This window comes from Nocardia salmonicida NBRC 13393, from assembly GCF_001613085.1.
Taxonomy (GTDB): Bacteria; Actinomycetota; Actinomycetes; order Mycobacteriales; family Mycobacteriaceae; genus Nocardia; species Nocardia salmonicida.
The window spans coordinates 1-22579 of sequence record NZ_BDBR01000059.1; the positions used below are offsets into that span (position 1 = coordinate 1).

The 22579-nt window shown below is 67.6% G+C and carries 21 protein-coding genes; 12 read left to right on the forward strand and 9 right to left on the reverse strand.

What is annotated here, in order from left to right; all coding sequences use genetic code 11:
• Positions 1-27: 27 nt before the first annotated feature.
• Positions 28-711, forward strand: coding sequence for an endonuclease NucS (gene nucS, locus NS1_RS35755; RefSeq protein ID WP_062991768.1), 684 nt, complete (start codon positions 28-30; stop codon positions 709-711).
• A 12-nt stretch (positions 712-723) separates the two neighbouring features.
• Complete coding sequence (locus NS1_RS35760) at positions 724-1014, forward strand: Rv1322 family protein (RefSeq protein WP_056817850.1); 291 nt, start codon at positions 724-726, stop codon at positions 1012-1014.
• Between the two features lie 101 nt (positions 1015-1115).
• On the opposite strand, the gene NS1_RS35765 is transcribed toward NS1_RS35760, so the two are convergent.
• Positions 1116-2117, reverse strand: a complete 1002-nt coding sequence (locus NS1_RS35765) for a coiled-coil domain-containing protein (RefSeq protein WP_082844347.1) — start codon at positions 2115-2117, stop codon at positions 1116-1118.
• Between the two features lie 86 nt (positions 2118-2203).
• Positions 2204-2665 carry a methylmalonyl-CoA epimerase gene (gene mce / locus NS1_RS35770; protein ID WP_056817848.1) on the reverse strand — a complete coding sequence of 154 codons (462 nt, stop codon included), beginning with the start codon at positions 2663-2665 and terminating at the stop codon, positions 2204-2206.
• A 131-nt stretch (positions 2666-2796) separates the two neighbouring features.
• Here mce and NS1_RS35775 point away from each other — a divergent pair, with 131 nt between their 5' ends.
• From NS1_RS35775 to NS1_RS35790, 4 genes are all read left to right on the forward strand, one after another.
• On the forward strand, positions 2797-3981 hold the full coding sequence (locus NS1_RS35775; RefSeq protein ID WP_062991849.1) for an acetyl-CoA C-acetyltransferase: 1185 nt from the start codon (positions 2797-2799) through the stop codon (positions 3979-3981).
• 96 nt (positions 3982-4077) lie between these two features.
• A complete protein-coding gene (locus NS1_RS35780) occupies positions 4078-4455 on the forward strand; it encodes a DUF3817 domain-containing protein (protein ID WP_056817846.1) in 378 nt (125 codons plus the stop codon).
• Positions 4456-4516: 61 nt separating this feature from the next.
• Positions 4517-5386, forward strand: coding sequence for a tetratricopeptide repeat protein (locus tag NS1_RS35785; RefSeq protein WP_062991770.1), 870 nt, complete (start codon positions 4517-4519; stop codon positions 5384-5386).
• 95 nt (positions 5387-5481) lie between these two features.
• Positions 5482-5874 carry a nitroreductase/quinone reductase family protein gene (locus NS1_RS35790; RefSeq protein ID WP_062991772.1) on the forward strand — a complete coding sequence of 131 codons (393 nt, stop codon included), beginning with the start codon at positions 5482-5484 and terminating at the stop codon, positions 5872-5874.
• Here NS1_RS35790 and glgB read toward each other — a convergent pair.
• The 4 genes from glgB to NS1_RS35810 all read right to left on the reverse strand — a co-directional run bounded on the left by glgB (position 5871) and on the right by NS1_RS35810 (position 11389).
• Entirely contained in the window at positions 5871-8027 is a 2157-nt protein-coding gene (gene glgB / locus NS1_RS35795; protein WP_062991775.1) for a 1,4-alpha-glucan branching protein GlgB, read from the reverse strand. The genes NS1_RS35790 and glgB overlap by 4 nt on opposite strands.
• The gene (locus NS1_RS35800; protein ID WP_062991776.1) at positions 8027-10027 is read right to left on the reverse strand and encodes an alpha-1,4-glucan--maltose-1-phosphate maltosyltransferase; all 2001 of its coding nucleotides are present in this window, start codon (positions 10025-10027) and stop codon (positions 8027-8029) included. Before NS1_RS35800 ends, glgB begins: the two co-directional genes overlap by 1 nt.
• A 75-nt stretch (positions 10028-10102) precedes the next feature.
• The gene (locus NS1_RS35805; protein ID WP_062991778.1) at positions 10103-10747 is read right to left on the reverse strand and encodes a LysE family translocator; all 645 of its coding nucleotides are present in this window, start codon (positions 10745-10747) and stop codon (positions 10103-10105) included.
• 51 nt (positions 10748-10798) lie between these two features.
• A complete protein-coding gene (locus tag NS1_RS35810; protein ID WP_062991780.1) occupies positions 10799-11389 on the reverse strand; it encodes a TetR/AcrR family transcriptional regulator in 591 nt (196 codons plus the stop codon).
• 80 nt (positions 11390-11469) lie between these two features.
• Here NS1_RS35810 and NS1_RS35815 point away from each other — a divergent pair, with 80 nt between their 5' ends.
• From NS1_RS35815 to NS1_RS35840, 6 genes are all read left to right on the forward strand, one after another.
• A complete protein-coding gene (locus tag NS1_RS35815) occupies positions 11470-11889 on the forward strand; it encodes a VOC family protein (protein WP_062991782.1) in 420 nt (139 codons plus the stop codon).
• A 36-nt stretch (positions 11890-11925) separates the two neighbouring features.
• Positions 11926-14496 (forward strand): alpha-glucan family phosphorylase, encoded by a 2571-nt coding sequence (gene glgP, locus NS1_RS35820; RefSeq protein ID WP_062991784.1) that lies wholly within the window; start codon positions 11926-11928, stop codon positions 14494-14496.
• A gap of 84 nt (positions 14497-14580) precedes the next feature.
• Positions 14581-15942 (forward strand): NCS2 family permease, encoded by a 1362-nt coding sequence (locus NS1_RS35825; protein ID WP_062991786.1) that lies wholly within the window; start codon positions 14581-14583, stop codon positions 15940-15942.
• 68 nt (positions 15943-16010) lie between these two features.
• Complete coding sequence (locus NS1_RS35830) at positions 16011-16424, forward strand: MTB12 C-terminal domain-containing protein (RefSeq protein WP_063816362.1); 414 nt, start codon at positions 16011-16013, stop codon at positions 16422-16424.
• Positions 16425-16607: 183 nt separating this feature from the next.
• On the forward strand, positions 16608-17156 hold the full coding sequence (locus NS1_RS35835; RefSeq protein ID WP_062991851.1) for a DoxX family protein: 549 nt from the start codon (positions 16608-16610) through the stop codon (positions 17154-17156).
• Between the two features lie 216 nt (positions 17157-17372).
• Positions 17373-18182 (forward strand): hypothetical protein, encoded by an 810-nt coding sequence (locus NS1_RS35840; RefSeq protein WP_062991788.1) that lies wholly within the window; start codon positions 17373-17375, stop codon positions 18180-18182.
• A 1-nt stretch (position 18183) separates the two neighbouring features.
• On the opposite strand, the gene NS1_RS35845 is transcribed toward NS1_RS35840, so the two are convergent.
• The 3 genes from NS1_RS35845 to NS1_RS35855 form a co-directional block, all read right to left on the reverse strand.
• The gene (locus NS1_RS35845) at positions 18184-19485 is read right to left on the reverse strand and encodes a glycosyltransferase 87 family protein (protein WP_255284820.1); all 1302 of its coding nucleotides are present in this window, start codon (positions 19483-19485) and stop codon (positions 18184-18186) included.
• 200 nt (positions 19486-19685) lie between these two features.
• On the reverse strand, positions 19686-20390 hold the full coding sequence (locus NS1_RS35850) for a malonyl-ACP O-methyltransferase BioC (RefSeq protein WP_063816363.1): 705 nt from the start codon (positions 20388-20390) through the stop codon (positions 19686-19688).
• A gap of 94 nt (positions 20391-20484) precedes the next feature.
• On the reverse strand, positions 20485-22530 hold the full coding sequence (locus NS1_RS35855; RefSeq protein ID WP_062991790.1) for an ATP-dependent DNA helicase: 2046 nt from the start codon (positions 22528-22530) through the stop codon (positions 20485-20487).
• Positions 22531-22579 lie beyond the last annotated feature (49 nt).

Here is a 22579-nt window from a genome sequence, read left to right on the forward strand (position 1 = left end):
CCCAGGGCAGTCGCCTACAGTGCTTGGGTGCGCCTCGTCATTGCTCGTTGCCAGGTCGACTACGTCGGTCGACTGACTGCCCACCTCCCGATGGCTCGTCGGCTGTTGCTGATCAAGGCCGACGGGTCGGTGCTCGTGCACTCCGACGGCGGCTCCTACAAGCCGCTGAACTGGATGAGTCCGCCGTGCTGGCTGGTGGAACAAGACGTGCCGGAGTCGGTGACGGCGAAGGCACTGTGGGTGGTGACGAACAAGGCCGGCGAGGAACTGCAGATCACCATCGAGGAGATCGAGCACGATTCCTCGCACGCGCTCGGCGTCGATCCCGGCCTGGTGAAGGACGGCGTCGAAGCGCATTTGCAGGAGCTGCTCGCCGAACACGTGACGAAGCTCGGGGAGGGGTACACCCTGGTTCGGCGCGAGTACATGACCGCGATCGGACCGGTGGACCTGCTGTGCCGTGACGCCGGCGGTGCCTCGGTGGCGGTGGAGATCAAGCGCCGCGGTGACATCGACGGTGTCGAGCAGCTCACCCGCTACCTCGAACTGCTCAATCGTGACCCGCTGCTGGCCCCGGTGGCCGGGGTATTCGCGGCGCAGCAGATCAAGCCGCAGGCGAGGACGCTCGCCGAGGACCGTGGAATCCGCTGCCTCACGCTCGATTACGACGAGCTACGTGGCACGGAGAGCAACGTTTTCCGCCTCTTCTAGGAGGGAAGTGGGATGCCGCGACGTAAACCACGCACCGGGCGTCCTGCGGGCCCCGCACCGCTCGGTGACGTGTACGGCCGGACCGAGGACGGGCCGGGCGATGAAACCTATATCGTGCGAACAGTTCCCGGTGCCCGCGCGGTGAAGACCTATCGGTGCCCCGGCTGCGACCACGAGATCGCCGTCGGCGTCGCCCATGTCGTCGCCTGGGCCGCAGAGGGCGGCGAGGACGACCGCAGACACTGGCACCAGGGTTGCTGGAACGGCCGGCGCACCCGCGGCATCACTCGCCGCTGGTCCTGACCGACACCCGAGCCGTAGACAACGAAAACCGAAGGCCGCCTCGATGTTCGAGGCGGCCTTCGGTTTTCCAGGTGAATGTCGTGACGAGTCCGACAGACTGATCAGTTGACGTCGGCGCTCTCGCGGTCCTCGTCGACGATGTCCTCGTCGGCGACCTCCGGGATGGCCTTGTTCTGGCGCGAGCTCGAGACCGACTTGTTTCCGTTGCTGTTGTTGCTGATCGACTTGCGCTCGGGAGTGCCGTCGAGCAGTTCGCTCTCGCGGTTGACCGCGGCGAGCATGGCGGGCACGGAGTCGAGCTGACCGCGAATTCCGAGCAGCTGGGCGAGCACCCGGCCGCGCAGCACGCGCATCTCCTCGGCCAGTTCCTTCGCGTGCGCGATCTTGCGCTCGGAGGTCTGGGTGGCGGAGCTGATCAGGCGGTTGGACTCATCGGTCGCATCCTTGATCCGCTGAGCGGCCTCGGCGCGACTGGTGGCCTCGAGCTCCTCCATGGCACGGGTCAGCTTGGTGCGCCGATCGTTCATGGTGGCCTCGAAGTCCTGCTGGGTGGCCTTGCGCTTGGCCTCGGCCTCCTTGCCGAGACGTTCCACATCGGCCTGTGCGGCCTCGATGATCTTGGCGGACTCGGTGCGCGCGTTCGCGAGGGTCTGCTCGAACTCGATCTCGAGCGCCTCGCGCTTCTCCTTGGTCTCCGCGAGCAGCGACTCGTACTTGCCACGCATCTCGGTGGCCTGCTGCTCGGCGATCGACACCATCTCGGCGGCTTCGGCCTGCGCAAGCGCGCGAACCTCGGACGCTTCGTCCGAGGCCAGGCGCAGCATGCGCGAGATGCGGTCGGACATGCCTTCGGCGGTGGTCGGCGGCACGGAAAGCCGGTCGACCTCCTTGCGGAGCTCGTCGATCTCGTCACGCGCATCTTCCAGCTGGCTGGCGAGATTGCGGGCCTGCGCTGCGGCAGCATCCCGGTCGGTGGCGGTGACGCGGAGCTCAGCGTCGAAGCGGTCGAAGTAGTTGCGCACCTCGTCTTGCGCATAACCCTTGCGCACAACGGTGAAGGGCAGTGCAACGAAGCGATTGCGATCGGACTCAGGTGACGACATGGCACACAAAATACAGCCTCGAGCGAGCCAATGGAGACTCGACCGTGATTGTGATCTCGCTGAGATTTACCGACAGTACCGGCGTACTAGTGCGTAACGTCCGGGTTCGGCTCCACGAGCTCGACCAGCACACCGCCAGCATCCTTCGGATGGATGAAATTGATGCGGGAATCGGCGGTTCCGTGGCGGGGGGCTTCGTACAGCAAACGCACGCCGCGTCCGCGCAGGAAGTCCGAAACCGCTTCGATATCGGTGACCCGGTAGGCCAGCTGCTGCAGTCCGGGGCCGCTGCGGTCGATGAACTTGGCGATGGTCGACTCGGGGGTGAGCGGGGACAGCAACTGCAGGGCGGTCGCGCGGTCGGCGGCGGCGGGGCACGACAGCATGGCCTCGACGACGCCCTGGGCCTCGTTCACCTCGCGGTGGGTCTCGACCATGCCGAGGTTGTCGGTGTACCAGGCCACGGCGATGTCGAGGTCGGGCACGGCGATGCCCACGTGGTCGACGGCGATGACGTAGTCGGCGGGGATGAAGTTCTCATTGGTCACCCCACGAAGCTAGCGCGGACCTGCGTGCCGGGCGCGGGCCGATACCGGTTACCGTGGAGTCCAACTCCTGTACGCGCGCGGTGCTGCCGTGTGTCTCCGGCGAGGTTCGACTCAATGAATGCGAGGCTTTCGTGACCACTTCTGTCATCGTGTCCGGTGCGCGTACCCCGGTCGGTCGGCTGCTCGGCGGTCTGAAGGGCTTCAAGGCCTCGGATCTGGCCGGTGTCGCCATCAAGGCCGCGCTCGAGAAAGGCGGCGTCGCGCCCGAGCAGGTCGAGTACGTGATCCTGGGCCAGGTGCTGCAGGCCGGCGCGGGGCAGCTGCCCGCGCGGCAGGCCGCCATCGCCGCGGGTATCCCGATGGATGTGCCGTCGCTGCTGATCAACAAGGTCTGTCTGTCCGGCATCAACGCCATCGCACTGGCCGATCAGCTGATCCGCGCGGGTGAGCACGAGATCGTGGTCGCCGGCGGCATGGAGTCGATGAGCCAGACCCCGCATCTGCTGCCCAAGAGCCGTGAGGGCTTCAAGTACGGCGACACCACCCTCGTCGATCACATGGCCTACGACGGCCTGCACGACGTGATCACCGACCAGGCCATGGGCCTGCTCACCGAGGATCGCAACGACCTCGACAAGGTGAGCCGCGAGGAGCAGGACGCGCTGGCCGCGGCCTCGCACCAGCGCGCTGCCGCCGCGTGGAAGAACGGGCTGTTCGAGGACGAGGTCGTGCCGGTCGCCGTGCCGCAGCGCAAGGGCGACCCGGTCTACGTCACCGAGGACGAGGGCATTCGCGCCGACACCACCGTCGAGTCGCTGGGCAAGCTGCGTCCGGCCTTCCGCAAGGACGGCACCGTCACCGCGGGCACCGCCTCGCAGATCTCCGACGGCGCGGCCGCGGTGATCGTGATGAGCAAGGCCAAGGCCGAGGAGCTGGGGCTGGAGTGGATCGCCGAGATCGGCGCCGCGGGCCAGGTCGCCGGGCCGGATTCGACCCTGCAGGACCAGCCGGCCAACGCGATCCTCGCCGCGTGCGCGAAGGAGGGCATCACGCCCGCCGAGCTGGACCTGATCGAGATCAACGAGGCGTTCGCGGCTGTCGGTGTGTCTTCGACCCGCAAGCTCGGCTTCGACCCGGAGAAGGTCAATGTCAACGGTGGCGCCATCGCCATCGGTCACCCGCTCGGCATGTCCGGTGCGCGCATCCTGCTGCACCTGGCGCTGGAGCTGAAGCGTCGCGGTGGTGGCGTCGGTGCCGCCGCGCTGTGCGGTGGTGGCGGTCAGGGCGACGCGCTGATCATCCGCGTACCTGCCTGATCCCGTTCGACCACGAAAGCCCTGGTACTCCGCGTGGGTACCAGGGCTTTTGTTGTGACCGGTCCAACTACGTGGTGTCGTAGATCATGCGGCACAATGGTGGGCATGGGTTTCTTCGATTTGCGGTCCACGGCCAGTCGGTTTCGGTTCTTCGCGGTGCTCGAGGCGCTGTCCTGGATCGGGCTGCTGACCGGTATGGCGTTCAAGTACCTGCCCGCCGAGGGCAACGAGATCGGCGTGAAGATCTTCGGACCGGTGCACGGCGCGATCTTCGTGCTGTTCGTGATCACGGCGCTGTTGACCTCGCGCGAACTGAACTGGAACTGGAAGACCACCGTGCTGGCACTGGCGTCGAGCATTCCGCCGCTGTTCACCGTGATCTTCGAGGTCTGGGCGGTGCGCACCGGTCAGCTCGGTGAGCTGAGCGCGGACGTGAGCAAGGGCTCCGCGGCTGCCGCTCCAACAGCTTCGTGACAAACTGGAAAGCGTGACTCGACCCGCTGCCCGCCGTCCTTCGCCCGCCGCTGCCGCCGCCATGTCCGGTGCGGTGGATCTGTCCGCGCTGAAGCAGCCGCCCGCCGCTCCCGGCGGTGCCGCTGCTGCTCCGGCCTCGGGGAACCACACGGTCACCGAGGCGGATTTCGAAGCCAAGGTGATTCGGCGCTCGACGCAGGTGCCCGTGGTGGTCGCGCTGTTCTCGCAGCGCAGCGCGGGCAGCGTCGAGCTGGTTCGCACCCTGGAACGGTTCAACGCCGAAGACCGTGGCGCCTGGGATCTGGCCGTGATCGAGGCCGAAGCCAATATGAACATCGTGCAGGCGCTGCGCGTGCAGGGCATTCCGACGGTGATCGCGGTGGCGGGCGGGCAGCCGCTGGCCGATTTCGAAGGCGCGCAGCCGGACCAGCAGGTGCGGCAGTGGCTCGACGCTGTGATGGACGCGACAGCGGGCAAGCTCGAGGGCGACCCAGACGCGGCTCCCGTCGAGCCCGAGATCGAGGACCCGCGCTTCGTCGACGCGGAGGACAAGCTGTCCGAAGGTGACTTCGCCGGCGCCGAGGCGGCCTACGAGGCGATCATCGCCGAGGAACCCGGCAACGAGGAAGCCAAGGCGGCCCTGCGCCAGCTGCGCTTCCTGACCAGGGCCCAGCAGCTCGATCCGGCCGTGGTCGCCACCGCCGACGCCGACCCGGCGAATCTGGACGCCGCACTCGACGCCGCCGACATCGAAATGTTCGAGCAGCGACCCGAGGCGGCCTTCGATCGGATCATCGCGATCGTCAAGCGCACCGCGGGCGACGACCGCACCAGGGCCCGCACCCGACTGCTCGAACTGTTCGAGCTGTTCGATCCCGCCGAGCCCTTCGTGATCGCCGCCCGGCGCAAGCTCGCCGCCGCACTGTACTGACACCCACAGCCCAGCAACGATTGCTTTTCGCAGCCGCCCCGGCCGAACATCGCCGGGGCGGCTTCGCTGCGTGTGAGCGGTGCTACGGTCGAAATATGGCGTCCAAGAACGATATCCAGCATCGGATCGTCACCGCGTTCCAGCGGCGACTGAATCCGATCCTGGGCAGACTGCCCGGTCAGCAATTGCTCGAGACGGTCGGGCGGGTGAGCGGGCAGCCGCGGGTCACGCCGATCGGTGGTCGGCGCGTAGGAAACGAGTTCTGGTTGGTCTCCGAGTTCGGGGATCGCTCGCAGTATGTGCGCAACATCAAGGCCGACAACAAGGTCCGCGTGCGCCTGGGTGGACGCTGGTACGCGGGGACCGCCGTACTGCTGCCCGGGGACGATCCACGGGCCAGGCTGCGGCAGTTGCCGCGCTACAACAGCACCGCGGTGCGGGCGTTCGGTACCGATCTGCTGACGATTCGGGTCGACCTGGATCGTTAAGCCGTCGAGGACAGCCAGAGGGCGCTGTGCGGGGCCATCGTGATGGTGGCCGAGGCCGGGTGACCGTGGCTGGAGGTGTCGACGGCGGTGACGATGCCGAGATTGCCGATGCCGGAGCCCGCGTATTCGTGGGCGTCGGTGTTGAGGATCTCGTGCCAGGGGCCGGGGTGGGGCAGACCGATGCGGTAGTTCTCGCGGAGGGAACCGGAGAAGTTGAAGACGGCCGCCACCGCGCTGCCGTCGGTGCCCCAGCGCAGGAAGGCGAAGACGTTGGCGGTGCTGTCGTCGGCTTCGATCCAGGAGTGACCGCCGGGGGTGGCGTCTTGCGTCCACAGGGCGGGGTGGGCGGTGTAGGTGCGGTTGAGGTCGGCCACCATTGTTGAAATGCCCTGGTGGAGTGGGTTTTCCAATTCCTGCCAGTCCAGGCCGCGGTCGTTGTCCCATTCGCGGAACTGGCCGAATTCCTGGCCCATGAACAGCAGTTGTTTGCCGGGGTGGGCCCACATGTAGGCGAGCAGGGCGCGCACGCCGCTCGCCTTGGCGAAGTCGTCGCCGGGCATGCGGGTCCACAGCGTGCCTTTGCCGTGCACGACCTCGTCGTGGCTGATCGGCAGCACATAGTTCTCGCTCCACGCGTACACCAGCGAGAACGTCATCTCGTTGTGGTGCCAGGAGCGATGGATCGGGTCGCGACCCAGGTAGCCGAGAGTGTCGTGCATCCAGCCCATGTTCCACTTCATGGTGAAACCGAGGCCGCCGACGTCGGTGCCGCGGGTGACGCCGGGCCAGGTGGTGGACTCCTCGGCGATGGTGACGACGCCGGGATGGGCGCCGTGCACGGCGTCGTTGAGCTCCTGCAGGAAGTCGACCGCTTCCAGATTCTCCCGGCCGCCGTAGATATTCGGCTCCCAGCCGCCGTCGGGGCGGGAATAGTCCAGGTACAGCATCGAGGCCACGGCGTCGACGCGAAGGCCGTCGATGTGGAACTCCTCGATCCAGAAAGTGGCATTGGCGACCAGGAAGTTGCGGACCTCGTTGCGTCCGAAGTCGAAAACGAAAGTGCCCCAGTCGAGTTGCTCGCCGCGGCGCGGGTCGGGGTGTTCGTAGAGCGGGGTGCCGTCGAAGCGGGCCAGTGCCCATTCGTCGCGCGGGAAGTGCGCGGGGACCCAGTCCAGGAGTACCCCGATGCCCGCGTTGTGCAGGTGGTCGACGAAGTAGCGGAAGTCGTCGGGGCTGCCGAAACGCGAGGTCGGGGCGTAATAGGAGGTGACCTGGTATCCCCACGATCCGCCGAACGGGTGCTCGGCCACCGGCAGCAGTTCGACGTGGGTGAATCCGGTCGCGCGCAGGTACTCGGCCAGCTGATGGGCCAATTCGCGGTAGTCGAGGCCGGGTCGCCAGGAACCGAGGTGGATTTCGTAGGCGCTCATGGGGGAGCGGACCGCGTCGGTCTTCGCACGTCGGTCGAGCCAGGCGCTGTCGGTCCACACGTGGTCGGCGCGGGTGACGACCGAGGCGGTCGCGGGCGGTACTTCGGTCGAAAAGGCAAGGGGGTCAGCGTGATCGACGACACGACCATCCGCGCCGTGGATCCGGTACTTGTAGCGCGTGCCCGGTCCGACGCCCGGCACGAACACCTCCCACACCCCGGAACTGCCCAAGGCGCGCATGGGTGCCGAGGTGCCGCTCCAGTGGTCGAAATCACCGAAGACGGTGACACCGCGAGCATTCGGGGCCCAGACGGCGAACGAGGTGCCGTCGACCTCGCCGTCGAGGGTGGTGTAGTGGCGCGGGTGCGCGCCGAGTACCTCCCAGAGGCGGGTGTGTCGGCCTTCGCCGATGAGGTGCAGGTCGAATTCGCCGACGGTGGGCAGGAAGCGGTAGCCGTCGGCGGAAACCACCGTCTGGCCGCCCGGGTATTCGGCGCGGACCCGGTAGTCGTCGATCTGTGGATACGGCAGGACCGCGTCGAAAATACCGTGGCCCAACGACTTCAGCCGATGCTCGGACTCGCCGACGAGCACCGTCACGGTGTCGGCGTGGGGGCGAAGGACCCGGACCGCGGTGCCGTCGGCATGGGAGTGTGCGCCCAGGACGGTGTGCGGGTCGGGATGGGTGCCCGCGGCGAGCAGCAGCAGATCGCGGCGCTTCATCACAGTGTCTCGCGGTAGGCCAGCGGTACGCGGGCGGCGGCGGGGACCGCTGGCAGCGCCAGGATGTGCGCGACCGCGCGCGCGGGGTCGAGGCGCACGAAATTCCGCTGGCCCCAGTGGTATTCCTCGCCGCTGATCTCGTCGAAGACCACCGGATGGTCGTGCCATTCACGGCCGATGGCGGGGAGATCGAGCGAAATATGGCCCTGCTCGGCGGCATAGGGGTTCAGGTTCACGATGACCAGGACCGCGTCGCCGGAGACCGGATCGATCTTGGAGTAGGCGATCAGCGCGTCGTTGTCGATGTGATGGAAGTGGATGCAGCGCAACTGTTGCAGCGCGGGGTGATTGCGCCGGATCTCGTTGAGGCGGGTGAGCCACGGTTCCAGCGATTCACCGCGCTCGAGAGCCCCGGCGAAATCACGGGGACGAAGTTCGTACTTCTCCGAATCGAGGTATTCCTCGCTGCCCTCGCGGACCGCCTGGTGTTCGAACAGTTCGAAACCGGAGTACACGCCCCAGGTGGGTGACAGGGTGGCCGCGAGCGCGGCGCGGATGGCGAACATTCCCGGGCCGCCGCGTTGCAGGCTTTCGTGCAGGATATCGGGGGTGTTCACGAACAGATTCGGTCTGGCTTCGTCGGCCTTGGCGGCGATCTCGTAGCCGAACTCGGTGAGTTCCCACTTGTGCACGCGCCAGGTGAAATACGTGTACGACTGGCTGAAGCCGCGGCGGGCCAGGCCGTAGAGGCGGGCCGGACGGGTGAACGCCTCGGACAGGAAGATCACGTCGGGGTCGGTGCGGCGCAGCTCCGCGATCAGCCACTCCCAGAAATCGGCGGGCTTGGTGTGCGGGTTGTCCACGCGGAAGATGGTGACGCCCAGCGAGATCCAGTACCGGACCACCCGCAGGATCTCGGCGTAGAGACCGTCGGGGTCGTTGTCGAAGTTGACCGGGTAGATGTCCTGGTACTTCTTCGGGGGGTTCTCGGCGTAGGCGATGGTGCCGTCCGGGAGGGTGGTGAACCACTCCGGGTGGGCGGCGACCCAGGGATGGTCCGGCGCGCATTGCAGGGCCAGGTCGATGGCGACATCGAGGCCGAGAGCTGTTGCCGTGGAGACGAATTCGATGAAGTCGGCTTCGGTGCCGAGGAGTGGGTTCACGGCATCGTGTCCGCCGTCCACCGAGCCGATGGCCCAGGGGGAGCCTACGTCGCCGGGCTCGGTGGTGAGGGTGTTGTTGCGGCCCTTGCGATTCACCACGCCGACCGGGTGGATCGGCGGGAGGTAGACGACGTCGAATCCCATGCCCGCGATACGGGGGAGTTCACGCGCGGCCGTGGCGAAGGTGCCGTGGATCGGGTTGCCTTCGGCGTCGCGGCCGCCGGTGGAGCGGGGGAAGAATTCGTACCAGGAGCCCACCAGGGCGCGGCGGCGTTCGACCAGGACCGAGAACTGGGTGCCGCGGGTGACCATCTCGCGCAGCGGGGTGGCGCGCAGGATCTCGGTGATCTCCTCGGAGAACGCGGGGGCGACCCGGGCCGGGAGCTGTTCGTCGCTGCGCAGGGCGGTGGCGGCAGCGCGCAGGCGTTCGAACTGCTTCTTCGGGACGGCTTGGGCGGCGCGTTCGAAGAGGATGGCGCCGGTCTCGAGGTCGTTGGCCAGGTCGGCGGCGGTCTGGCCGACGGACAATTTCGCTTCGACGGCCGAGCGCCAGGTGGCGACGGGGTCGCTCCAGCCTTCGATGCGGTAGGTCCACAGACCGGGGGCGTTGGGGGTGAAGTGGGCGTTGAAGACGTCGGGTTGGTAGTCGGGGGCCATGCGGATACGGGTGATCCGGGAGGAGCCGGGGGCTCGGACCGCCAGGGTGGCGGCTACCGCGTCGTGACCCTCGCGCCAGACGACGGCGCGGACGGGAAACACCTCGCCGACTGCGGCTTTGGACGGGCGTCCGCCGGGGATGGACGGGGCGATGTCATCGATGGCTATCCGGCCGGTCACTCGGCTAACCTACTGCATTTTTCCGGGTGGGGAGCGCTGGTGGCCGGGGGTGCGGTGTTGTCGTCCGGGGTGGTTTCAGCGTGTGTCGGCGGCCAGGCCGAGGCCGAGGGCTACCAGGACGGCGGCGAGGGAGCGTTCTACCCGCTGACGGATCGTGGCGCGGCGTAGCCAGGCGCCTGCTCGGTCGGCGGCCAGGACCACTCCCACGCACCAGGCGCCGTCGACGACGACCTGGATGGTGGCCAGGATGAACAGGGTGGGCAGGACAGGGCCTTCGTTCGGGAGGAATTGGGGCAGGATCGTCATGCCGAACACCGCCGCCTTCGGGTTGGCGGCGATCGAGATCAGCGAGGCGCGGAAGGCGGCGGCGGGAGTGTTGCCGCCCGGGAGTTTCGCGGTGAGGGCGGCGCCGAAGTCGTCGCTGTGGCCGCGGGCGTGGCGCCAGGACTGGACGCCGAGCCAGATCAGGACGACGGCGCCGACGACATGCATGGTGGTGTAGAGCCAGCGGTTGGCGGCCAGCAGAATCGAGAGCCCGGTGCCGCCCGCGAGCGTCCAGCCGAGAATGCCGATCTCGTTGCCCACGACCGCGGCCAGACCGGCGCTGCGCCCGTCGCGAACCGATCGCTGCAGGAACAGCGCCGTCGCGGGCCCGGGTAGCGCGGCCAGGATGAGGGCGGCGACCAGGAATTCGGGCAGGACATCGACCCAGTGCGGCATCGGTGCATGGTGGCACGGAGTGCCGGGGTATGGCGAGCGGATTTCGTGGCGTCAGGGCCCGCGCAGGCCCGCGAGGAGTCGGTCGAGAGCGGCGATGGTGTCGGTCAGCGCGTCGGGGTCGGTGGTGGTGGCCAACCACAGCGCGGCCTCGTTCATCGCCCCGGAGAGCAGTTGGGTCAGCGGGGCGACCGGTTGTGCGGGAAGGACACCGGCGTCGACGAGGACTTGCAAGGCTTCGTGCAGGTGGCGGGCCGAATTGGCCTCGTCCATGGCACGCCATTCGTGCCAGCCGAGGACGGCGGGGCCGTCGATCAGCAGGATCCGCTGAACGAGGGGGTCGGCGCAGGCTCGCAGGAATGCGGCGCAGCCGGTGGTGAGCTGGGTCCACGGGTCGGACTCGGTGTCGGCGGCGGCGGCCACCTGCGCGCCGACCTCCTCCTGTACCTGCGTGAGGACCGCGCGGAACAGGTCGGCCTTGCTGTCGAAGTGGTGATACAGCGCGCCCTTGGTGACCCCCGCGGACGTCACGATCTCCGACAACCCAACGGCGGCATAGCCTTTCGCGGCGAACAGGGCCCTTGTCTCGTGTAGCAGGACGCGCCGCGTCTGTTCGCGTTGCCGCGTTCGCGCCGTCGATGTCATCGACTGTCCTCCCGTTGACCTACCGATGGTATGTGAACTATCGTACGACACATACCATCGGTATGTGAAAGGCGAATCCCATGAGACTCAGCAGCTACTACCCGGTTCTGGCTACCAGTCGGATCGCGGAATCGCGCGACTTCTACACGGCCTGGTTCGGCTTCGAGATCGTCTTCGAGGCTGACTGGTACGTCAGCCTGCGGCGGCCGGGCGCCGACGACGAGCCGACCTACGAACTGGCCCTGCTCGACCCCACCCATCCCACGATCCCGGCAGGCTTCGGCAAGCCGGTTCAGGGGGTGGTGCTCAACTTCGAGGTCGACGATGTCGACGCCGAGTGGGACCGACTCGTGCGGACCGGCGGCCTTCGCCCCGAACTCGAGCTGCGCACCGAAGACTTCGGGCAACGCCACTTCATCGTCGCCGATCCCGCCGGCGTGCTGATCGACGTGATCACCGAGGTCCCGCCCACCCCCGAATTCGCTGCCCAGTTCACCTAGGACCCCCGTGCGGGCTCGATCGTTTATTCTTCCGGGGTGAAGGCACTTCGTCGGTTCACTGTCCGTGCCCATTTGCCGGAGCGGCTCGCCGCGCTGGGTGAGTTGTCGACGAACCTGCGGTGGTCGTGGCACGGCCCGACGCAGGATCTGTTCGCCGAGCTCGATCCGCAGTTGTGGCGCGCCGTCGGCCATGACCCGGTTCGGATGCTGGGTGAGGTGCCCGCCGAGCGGCTCGATGAGCTCGCCGCCGATCCCGGCTACACCGCGCGGGTGGACGCGGCTGCTGCGGGCTTGCAGGACTACCTGACTCGGCCGCGGTGGTTCCAGGAGCAGACCGGCACCGATGTGGCGGGGATCGCCTACTTCTCGATGGAGTTCGGCGTCACCGAGGTGCTGCCGAACTACTCCGGCGGTCTCGGCATCCTCGCCGGTGATCACCTCAAGGCCGCCTCGGATCTGGGCCTGCCGCTGATCGGCGTCGGGCTGCTGTATCGCTCGGGGTATTTCCGGCAGTCGCTGTCGGCCGACGGCTGGCAGATGGAGCACTACCCGGCGCTCGACCCGCAGGGGCTGCCGCTGCGGCTGCTCACCAGCGACGGCTCGCCGGTGCTCATCCGCGTCGGCATGCCGGAGGGGCGGGTGCTGCGGGCCAGGGTGTGGATCGCGCAGGTGGGCCGGATCCCGCTGCTGCTGCTCGATTCCGATATCGCCGACAACGATCCCGAATTGCGCGCCGTCACCGACCGGCTCTACGGCGGCGATCAAGACCACCGCATCAAGCAGGAGATCCTGGCCGGGATCGGTGGCGTTCGCGCGGTGCGCGCCTACACCCGCGCCAACGGGCTCCCTGATCCCGATGTCTTCCACATGAACGAGGGTCACGCGGGGTTCCTCGGCGTCGAGCGCATGCGTGAATTCATCTCGGGCGGATTGGATTTCGAGACCGCGCTCGCCGCGGTGCGGGCAGGCACCGTGTTCACCACGCACACTCCGGTGCCCGCGGGTATCGACCGATTCCCGATGCCTTTGGTGCGCAGGTACTTCGGTGGCTCGCACGGTGAGTCCGAATCCGCCTTGCTGCCGGGCCTTTCCGTCGACCGGATCCTCGCGTTCGGCCGTGAGGGCGATCCCTCGGTGTTCAACATGGCGCACATGGGTCTGCGCATGGCCCAGCGCGCCAACGGCGTATCGAAGCTGCACGGTGAAGTCAGCCGGGAGATGTTCGCGGCGCTGTGGCCGGACTTCGACGCGGCCGAGGTGCCGATCGGCTCGGTCACCAACGGCGTGCACGCCCCGACCTGGGCCGCGCGCGAATGGATCGACAAGGCGCGCGAACTGGTCGGTCCCGAACTGGTCGAGGAGGCGCGGGGCTGGGAGAAGCTCAGCGATGTCGACCTCGGTCAGCTGTGGTCGACGCGGAACACGTTGCGCGGGGTGCTGATCGATGAGGTACGGCGCAGGCTGCGCGATTCCTGGCGACAGCGCGGCGCCGCCGACGCCGAACTCGGCTGGATCGACGACGTCTTCGATCCGAACGTGCTCACCATCGGTTTCGCCCGTCGCGTTCCCACCTACAAGCGCCTCACCCTCATGCTGCGCGACCCCGAGCGTCTGCGCGCGTTGCTGCTCGACCCCGAACGTCCGGTGCAACTGGTGGTCGCGGGCAAGAGCCACCCCGCCGACGACGGCGGCAAGGCGCTGATCCAGCAGGTCGTGCGGTTCGCCGATGATCCAGAGGTGCGTCACCGCATCGTCTTCCTGCCCGATTACGACATGTCGATGGCCCGCTACCTGTACTGGGGTTGCGATGTGTGGCTGAACAATCCGCTGCGCCCGCTCGAAGCCTGTGGGACCTCGGGAATGAAGTCCGCGCTCAACGGCGGCCTCAACCTGTCCATCCGCGACGGCTGGTGGGACGAGATGTACGACGGTGAGAACGGCTGGGCCATCCCCACCGCCGACGGCATCCGCGACGAGACCCGCCGCGACGACCTCGAGGCCTCGGCGCTCTACGAACTCGTCGAGCGCACCGTCGCGCCGCGTTTCTACGACCGTGACGCGAGCGATGTGCCGATCCGCTGGACCGAGATGGTGCGCCACACCCTGCAGACCACCAGCCCGAAGGTTCTGGCATCGCGGATGGTGCGCGACTACGCCGAGCAGTACTACGGACCCGCGGCCGCCGCGTTCGGTCGCGCCGCAGCCGATGAATTCGCCGGTGCCGCCGAGATCGCCGAATACCGCAAGCGCGTCGATGCCGCGTGGCCCTCGGTACGGATCGCACAGGTCGACAGCTCGGGCCTGCCCGATACCCCGGTGATCGGTGCGGAACTGTCGCTGCACGCGCGCATCGATCTCGGCGGGCTCGCGCCGTCGGATGTGGTGGTGCAGGCGGTACTCGGCCGGGTCTCGCCGACCGACGACCTCTCCGACACGACCACGATCGAGATGGGCCACACCGGCGCCGACGAAGGCAGCGAACTGTATTCGATCCAGGCCCCGGTCCCGCTGTCGGGCGCGGTCGGGTACACGGTCCGTGTTCTTCCCCACAACGCGTTGCTCGCCTCCGACGCCGAACTGGGCTTGGTGGCCGTCGCGGGCGCGTGACCGTACAAGGGTGACACGAGTGCCGGGTTATTCGATTCAGTGAACTTTCCGCTACCGTTCCGGGGTCGATTACTGAGGAGAATCATGGCCAGCGATGCCCTGACCCGTGCCAGAGGGCGCATCGACGGATATTTCGGTATCTCGTCGAGTGGGTCCACCTTCAAGCGCGAGGCGATGGCGGGCACGGTCACGTTCCTGGCGATGTCGTATGTGCTGGCGGTGAACCCGTCGATCCTCGGTGACGAGGGCGCTCTCGGCGACAAGGGCATCCCGATGCAGGCGGTCTTCACGGCCACCGCCGTCGCCGCGGTCTTCGGCACCCTCGTGATGGGCATCTGGGCGAAGTACCCGATCGCGCTCGCGCCGGGTATGGGTCTCAACGCGTTCTTCGCCTACACGGTGGTGCTCAGCATGGGCATCCCGTGGCAGGTGGCGCTGTCGGGCACCTTGCTGTCGGGCATCATCTTCTTCGTTCTGGCGATCACGAAGGTCCGGGAACGGATCCTCAACGCGATCCCGTTGCAGATGAAGTTCGCCGTCGGCGCGGGTATCGGTTTGTTCGTGGCGTTTCTCGGGTTGAAGAACGCGGGCATCGTGGTCAACAGTGACTCGACGCTGGTGACTCTCGGCGACCTCACCGATGGCACCACCCTGCTGGCTCTGTTCGGTCTGATCGTGACCGTGGTCTTCCTGGTGATCGGCTGGCACGGCGCGGTGCTCTACGGCATCGTCTCGACCACGATCCTTGGCATGGTGACCGGTCTGGTCGGCATACCGGACGGCATCGCCGAGATGCCGAAGGGGCTGGATCAGACCTTCGGCCAGGCGATCATCCACCTGCCGGACGCTTTCACCGGGCAGATGATCGTGGTGGTCCTCACCATGCTGTTCGTCGATTTCTTCGATGCCTCCGGCACTCTGATCGGCGTCGCCAACCAGGCCGGTCTGCTGAACAAGGACGGCACCCTGCCCCGCGCGGCGAGCGCGATGGCCGCCGACTCGGTCGGCACCACCGCGGGCGCGATCATCGGTACCTCCACCACCACCGCCTATGTCGAATCGACGGCGGGTGTGTCGGCGGGTGGTCGAACGGGCCTCACGGCGGTGACCACCGCGGGCTGGTTCCTGATCGCGATGTTCTGCTATCCGATCTTCTCGGTGGTCGCCGGATCGGCCGAGATCACCTCTGCCGCGCTGATCGTGGTCGGCATCCTGATGGCACGTTCGCTGGGCGACATCGACTGGCAGAACCTCGAGTACTCGGTGCCCGCGTTCATCACCGTCATCATGATGCCGCTGACGTATTCCATCGCCAACGGGCTGGCGATGGGGATGATCTTCTACCCGATCGTGATGGTGGCCAAGGGCCGTATCAGGGAAGTGCACCCGGCCATGTGGGCACTGATGGTGCTGTTCCTCGCGTACTTCATCTTCCTCGTGGAGTAGGTGTTCCGGCCATAGGTGTGTCTATACTCAGGCTAGCCTAGGCTTGCCTAACTAGAGGAGATCCATCCATGAAGCGTTCGCTCGTTGCCGCGTCGATGGCGTTTGCCACCATCTTCGCGCCGGTCACCGCCGCTGTCGTCGCCACCGCCCCCGCCGCGATCGCCGCCCCCGCGACGCCTTCGGTCGGTGAGCTGTACGGCAAGCTGCAGGCGGCCATGAATGGTTCGGCGTCCGAGCTCGAGTCGGGCGATGCCAGCGGCCTCGCGGTCGTGCGCGACACCGTCAACCGGATTCCCGGCTACAGCTGGGATGTCTCCGGCCCGGTCACCGTGGACGGTGACACCCTGTCGGCCACGCTGAACAGCCGCCTGGGCGACTACGCCTTCCCGATCCCGGTGACCTGGAAGAACATCGGCGGCACCTGGAAGCTGTCGCAGGAGTCCGAGCAGACTCTGGTCGGCTACGCCACCATGGCGTGGTGAACTGACGTTCTTCGGCAAGGGTCGTCCCGCTTGGGGCGACCCTTGTCGTTGTCCTGTGCGCGGGGTCACAGAAATGCCTGGAAGGGCGTGAAATAGTGGCAGCGGACCCAGGGTTGTGACCGAGGAAGGCAATCGGACCACGGTCCGGTTGCGGGCATGTTTCGAATCGCAGACGAGGAAACGATGACCGACACCGCTACCCGCATCACCCCTACCGCCACCACCGACGAGACCACTGCCGCAGGTATCGGCCTGCTGGTGCTGCGCGTCGGCTTCGGTGGTCTGATGGCCGCCTACGGAACCCAGAAGCTGTTCGGTTGGTTCAACGGCCCCGGCTGGCGCGCCAATGCCGACGGCTTCACCGCCATGGGCTACAACCCCGGCGAAATCTTCGGCACACTGGCCGGGCTCACCGAACTGGTCGGCGGCCTGCTGCTGGTGTTCGGGCTGTTCACGCCGCTGGCCGCCGCCGTAGTGCTCGGGACGATGATCAACGCCATCAACGTGCTGTGGAGCGGCGGGCTCTTCCCGTCGGATCCGTCGGTGCCGGGGTTCACGACGCCGCTGCTGTTCGCGCTGGTCGCCGCGGCTTTGGCGTTCACCGGACCGGGGCGCTTCTCGCTCGATGCGGGCCGACCATGGCAGCGTCAGGGCGTGGTGTGGGGTGGTGGGGCCGTCGCGGTGGCCGTGGTGGCCGCGGTGGTGACGTTGATCTTGAAGGCTGTGCTCTGATCTGACACAGCTGTGTGTATCGCGAGGGCGGCGTGGTGACCGGGATCCGGTTGCCTCGCCGCCTCTTTCGTGGTGTGGCGAGCCGATTCGTCATCGGGCGTACGTCCGTGGTTCCACGGAGCACGCGCGGGGAGTCGGTGGCAACCATTAACCTCGTGGCGGCGCCTGTTCTCAGCGGCGCCACGCATTGTCCGCGGATGGAAGAGGAGAGCTGCGATGAAGGCTTACGACCTGGGTTTCGGGGACTCGGCGGACAAATTGGCCGAGACGCCCGACGGTGAGCCGCTGACGCTGGACGCGCCGGTGCGCTCCGGCTGGATCGGCAGCGAAGGACCGGCCATCGATCCGGCCACCTGGCCGCGCGGACCCGTCACCGGCCTGCCGATGATGCACGCGCTCACCCTGCGGCTGCCCACCGATTTCCAGCGCCGCGGCCCCGGGTTCCCCGCCATCGCGCTCTTCCAGGGCGAGGGCCAGTTCGCCGGTACCGACGCGGTCGAGGCGGACGCGGCATCGGATGACCCCCTCGCGCGCGACCTGGTCGCCACCCGCCCGCACCCGAAGTCGCAGATCATGCACGACGAGATCGGCGGCGCTTTCGCGTTGATCTGGCTCACCGAGAAGGAATTCGCCGGCGGCCCCGTGGCCCCGCCCGCCGACGTTCGCCTGCCCGGATCTCCGAGCGCGAGCGATGAGGGCTGTAATGCCTGGGACGATGTGCATCCCACCGTCGGTGTCTGGCTCGCCGAGCGCACCGCCGACCCCAACGTCGGCATCCCCCCGGTCGAATACGAGCCGAACACGAAGTACCAGGACCCGCTCACCGAGGACTCCGGCTGGACCGCGTGGGCCGAGCCGCTTTTCGGCCGCTCGCACCTCGGCGGCACCGCCTTCCCCGTCCAGGCTCTGCCCGAGGGGTTGACCCCGTACTACCTGGAAATCGAGGAGATCTCCGGCATGAACCTCGGCGGCGGCAACGCCCAACTCGACCTGGAGTCGGGCGTTTTCGATTGGTCCTGCGGATAGCTCAGTTCATCATCGCCGGACGGTCGTCGTCGGGGTGTGGGGCGGCGACGGTCCGGGTTTCGGGTGAAATTCGTTCGGGGGCAGAGATATCGATGATCGGCTCGATGGGAGCGGGCGGTAGTGTGCGCGAACGAATGTGCACGGCGATGCCCGCCAGGGTGATCAGATAGATGATCACGTAGACGTTCATCAGCACCTGGGACAGCGGCCACCACGGCGGTAGCAGGAAGGTGCCGACGCTGACCCAGGTGGGGGTATAGGTGTAGTTCCAGGCGGCGATGGCCAGGTAGAGGCCGCCCGCGGCGAGCCACCACGGTGTGCGGGTTTGGGCGCGATGGATCAGGTAGACCAGCAGCGGGACGAACCAGACCCAGTGGTGGCCCCAGGAATACGGGGAGATCGCGCAGGCGGTGAGGCCGCCGAGGGTGACCGCGAGCAGGGGTTCGTCGCGCCGGACCAGCACGGCCGAGAGCCACAGGGCCGCCAGCGCGATCGGTATCGCGATCATCAGCCACAACCACACCGGTGCGGGGCCGTGCGTGAGGTGGGCGATGGCGCCGCGCAGGGATTGGTTGGCCGGGTGGACGTCGGGGGCGATGCGGCCGGAATGGAAGAACGTCGAGGTCCAGTACTGATAGGAGTCCCTCGGCAGTACCAGCGCGGTCAGGCCGATCGACGCGACGAAGGTGAGGGCGCCGGTCGCGGCTGCGCGCCACCGCCGTTGGGCGAGGTACTGCGCGATGAAGTACAGCGGAGTCAGCTTGATGCCCGCGGCGATGCCGACGCCGATGCCGCGCAGCTTGCTGTTCTCGGCGCGGGAGAAGTCCCACAGCACCAGCAGCATCAGCACCAGATTGATCTGCCCGTAGTAGAGCGTGGTGCGCACCGGTTCGGCGAACGTGCAGGCCAGGGTGAGCAGTGCGCTGACAGCGGCCAGCCCGGGGGTGACGCGGTAGCCGAGCATCCGGAAGCTCTGCAGCGCAACCGCGAACAGCACCAGCAGGTTGAGCACCATCCAGGTGGTGGTGACGTGTGCCCACGGAACCAGCAACAGCGGCAGGAACACCAGAGCCGAGAACGGTGTGTAGGTGTAGAGCAGGCCGTAGTGCGTCGGGTCGATGTAGAGCGCCCGGTCGTGCATCACGCGCCAGCCGCCGTCGCGGTAGATGTGCACGTCGAGACCACCGACGAGAATGCCGCCGCTGTCCATCCACGGATCCATGGTCGTGAACAGCAGTGTCACGCCGAAGGCAGCGGTACCGAGTAGCAGAAGAAGCGTCAGGGTCGTGCGCGGCAGTGCCACGCCTCGAGATCTCTCCGCCACGGCCGTGCTACCGGCCGGCCCACATCGTATGCACGACTAAGAACCTACCGCGCCGGGTGAACGATGTTCGGCGGCGGACCGACTTCGGTAGGAAAACGACATGAAAGCGGGTACAGCTGGCGGCGAACCGTTCTCGGCTATCCGAGAACGACTGCGCGACGTTGCGTGTGCGCGCCCCATCAGGCGGCTGGACGCAATGTCAGCATGGTGTCGGCGCCGTGATGGAACTCATACTCGGTCTTCTGCAGGGCGGTGGTGACGCCTTTGTCGTGGAGTTCGGCGCGTAGGTGATCGATCAGGTCGTCGAGCGGGGCGCCGGTGTAGTCGAGCAGCGGGTAGACCCGGGCTTCGGTGGTGGCGACGCGGGCCAATTCGAGCAGGGCGGCCAGGTGGAAATCGGCGTCGAGTCGGTCGGCGTAGCTGAACAGCAGGTGCGAGCTCAGGGCCAGGTCGAAAGCGTCGTCGGGGCAGGGGAGCGAGGGTAAGGAACCGGCCAGGTAGCGGTGGGGTGCGGCGCGCACGTCGTCGGCGAAGCGGGCGGCGGCGCCGCGGCGAATCGCGGCGTGCTCGGCGGTGGAGCCGTACCAGTCCCAGCGATAGCGGTCGGCGTGGGAGTGCGCCCAGGCCACCGCGCGTTCGGTTTCGGGGGTCGCGCGGGCGGCCAGTTCGAGCGGTGGTGTGGCGTAGATGGGATCGATCGCGGTGACTTCGGCGCCCAGTGCGCTCGCCTCGGCGGCGAAACTGGCTGCGCCACCGGGACAATCGAGGACGCGGCGACCGGAGAGATCATCGTCGGAGAGATGGAACATCGCGCGGTACTCGGCCAAAGATCGTGCGCTGACCAGAAATTCGCCGAGTACCTCGCCATCGGCGTGGTGCATCATCACCACACGTTCTCACGAGTTGCGTTCGCACGCTCGCTGATTCACGAGTGTGGTCACGGCGCTTGCAAGACTCGACTTGCGAGTGTCGGGCAGGTCAGGCCGTATCGGTGAGCCGACGCAGTGCTTTCGCGACCACCTCGGGGTCGCTGGTCTCCCAGTACGGCGGCAGTGAAGCGCGCAGGTAACTGCCGTAGCGCGCGGTGGCCAGACGGGAATCGAGGATCGCGACCACGCCGCGGTCGTCGACGCTGCGCAGCAACCTGCCGGTGCCCTGGGCCAGCAGCAGCGCGGCGTGATTGGCGGCCACGGTCATGAAACCGTTGCCGCCGCGCGACTCCACCGCCCGCTGACGTGCGGTGAGCAGCGGATCGTCGGGTCGGGGGAACGGAATGCGGTCCAGGATAACGAGACTCAGCGACGGACCCGGCACGTCGACGCCCTGCCACAGGGTGAGGGTGCCGAACAGTGAGGTGGCCGGGTCGTCGGCGAATTTGCGCACAAGCGCGCCCATCGAATCGTCGCCCTGGCACAGCACGGGGGTGTCGAGCCGTTCGCGCAGCGCCTCGGTGGCGGCCTTGGCGGCGCGCATCGAGGAGAACAGGCCGAGCGTGCGACCACCGGCGGCGGTGATGAGCTGTTCGATCTCGTCGAGATAGGCGGGCGAGAGGCCGTCGCGGCCCGGCGCGGGCAGATGCTTGGCGACGTAGAGGATGCCGGACTTGGCGTGGTCGAACGGGGACCCGACATCGAGGGCGTTCCAGCGCACCGATTCCAGGTCGGCGGGTGCGGTGGCGCCGTTGGCCATCGCCGGATCGACCTTGCCGCCCGATTGCGACGGCAGACCCCAGGTGATCGCGAGCCCGTCGAACGAACCGCCGATCTGCAGGGTGGCCGAGGTGAGCACGACCGTCGCGGTGCCGAACAGTCTGCTGCGCAGGAGTCCGCCGACCGAGAGCGGCGCCATCCGCAAGGTACGGCGGGCGACGCCGCGCATCTCGTCGGCCGACAACCAGATCACATCGCGGCGGGCGGCGGGATCGGCCTCCTCGAAGGCAGTGAGGGCGCGGACCGCGGCGTCGTGCACGTCGTCGATGGCGGCCACGGCCATGGTGCGGGCGGCGGCGTTGTCGGGGTCGTCCTGGGTTTTGACGGTGCCCTGCGGTGCGATGGCGGTGCGCGCGTTCCAGGCGGAATCGCGGACCAGGGCCAGGACCGGGGCGATGCCGTCGGGCATCTGGTCCCAGCGGCCGGGCGGGAGATCCTCGAGGGCCTGGTGGAAGGCCTCCGCGGCCCCCTCCAAGCGATCTACCTCGCGTTCGTCGATCAGTTTGGTGCAGCGGCGGGCGGCGGCGCTGATCGCGGTGGCCGCCAGTTCGGCGGTGGCCACGCCGGTGACGCGGTCGACCAGTTCGTGCGCCTCGTCGATCACCACCACGTCGTGTTCGGGCAGGATCTGGATGCCGCTGATGGCGTCGATAGCCAGCAGCGCGTGGTTGGTCACCACCACGTCGGCCTGGGCCGATTCCGTGCGGGCCTTCTCGGCGAAGCAGTCCTGGCCGAACTGGCAGCGGGATTTGCCGAGGCATTCGCGCGAGCCGACGCTCACCTGCCGCCAGGCGCGGTCGGTGACGCCGGGGGCGAGTTCGTCGCGGTCGCCGGTTTCGGTGTCGGAGGCCCATTCGTTGAGGCGCTGGACCTCGCGGCCGAGGCGGGAGATGGCGAAGGCGTCGAACAGCTCGGCCTCGCCGCCGGTGTCCTCCGGGATCACGCTGTTGATCTTGTTCAGGCAGAGATAGTTGTTGCGGCCCTTGAGGATCGCGAACTTGGGTGCTCGGCCCAATGGTTTGGTCAGCGCCTCGGCCAGGCGCGGCAGGTCGCGGTCGACGAGCTGGCGTTGCAGCGCGATCGTCGCAGTGGAGACCACCACGGTGCGGCCGGTGCGGACCGCGTGGCGCAGGCTCGGGATGAGGTAGGCCAGCGATTTACCGGTGCCGGTGCCCGCCTGGACCGCCAGGTGTTCCTTGGTGTCGATCGCATGATCGACGGCGGTGGCCATGGTGGTCTGCCCGGAGCGTTCCTTGCCGCCGAGGGCGTGCACGGCGGTGACGAGCAGGTCGGCGACGGCAGGAAGTTCGGGCACGCTGGCAGCTTATCCGTCGGGTCGGACAGGTTTGCCCGAGCTGCGGCGA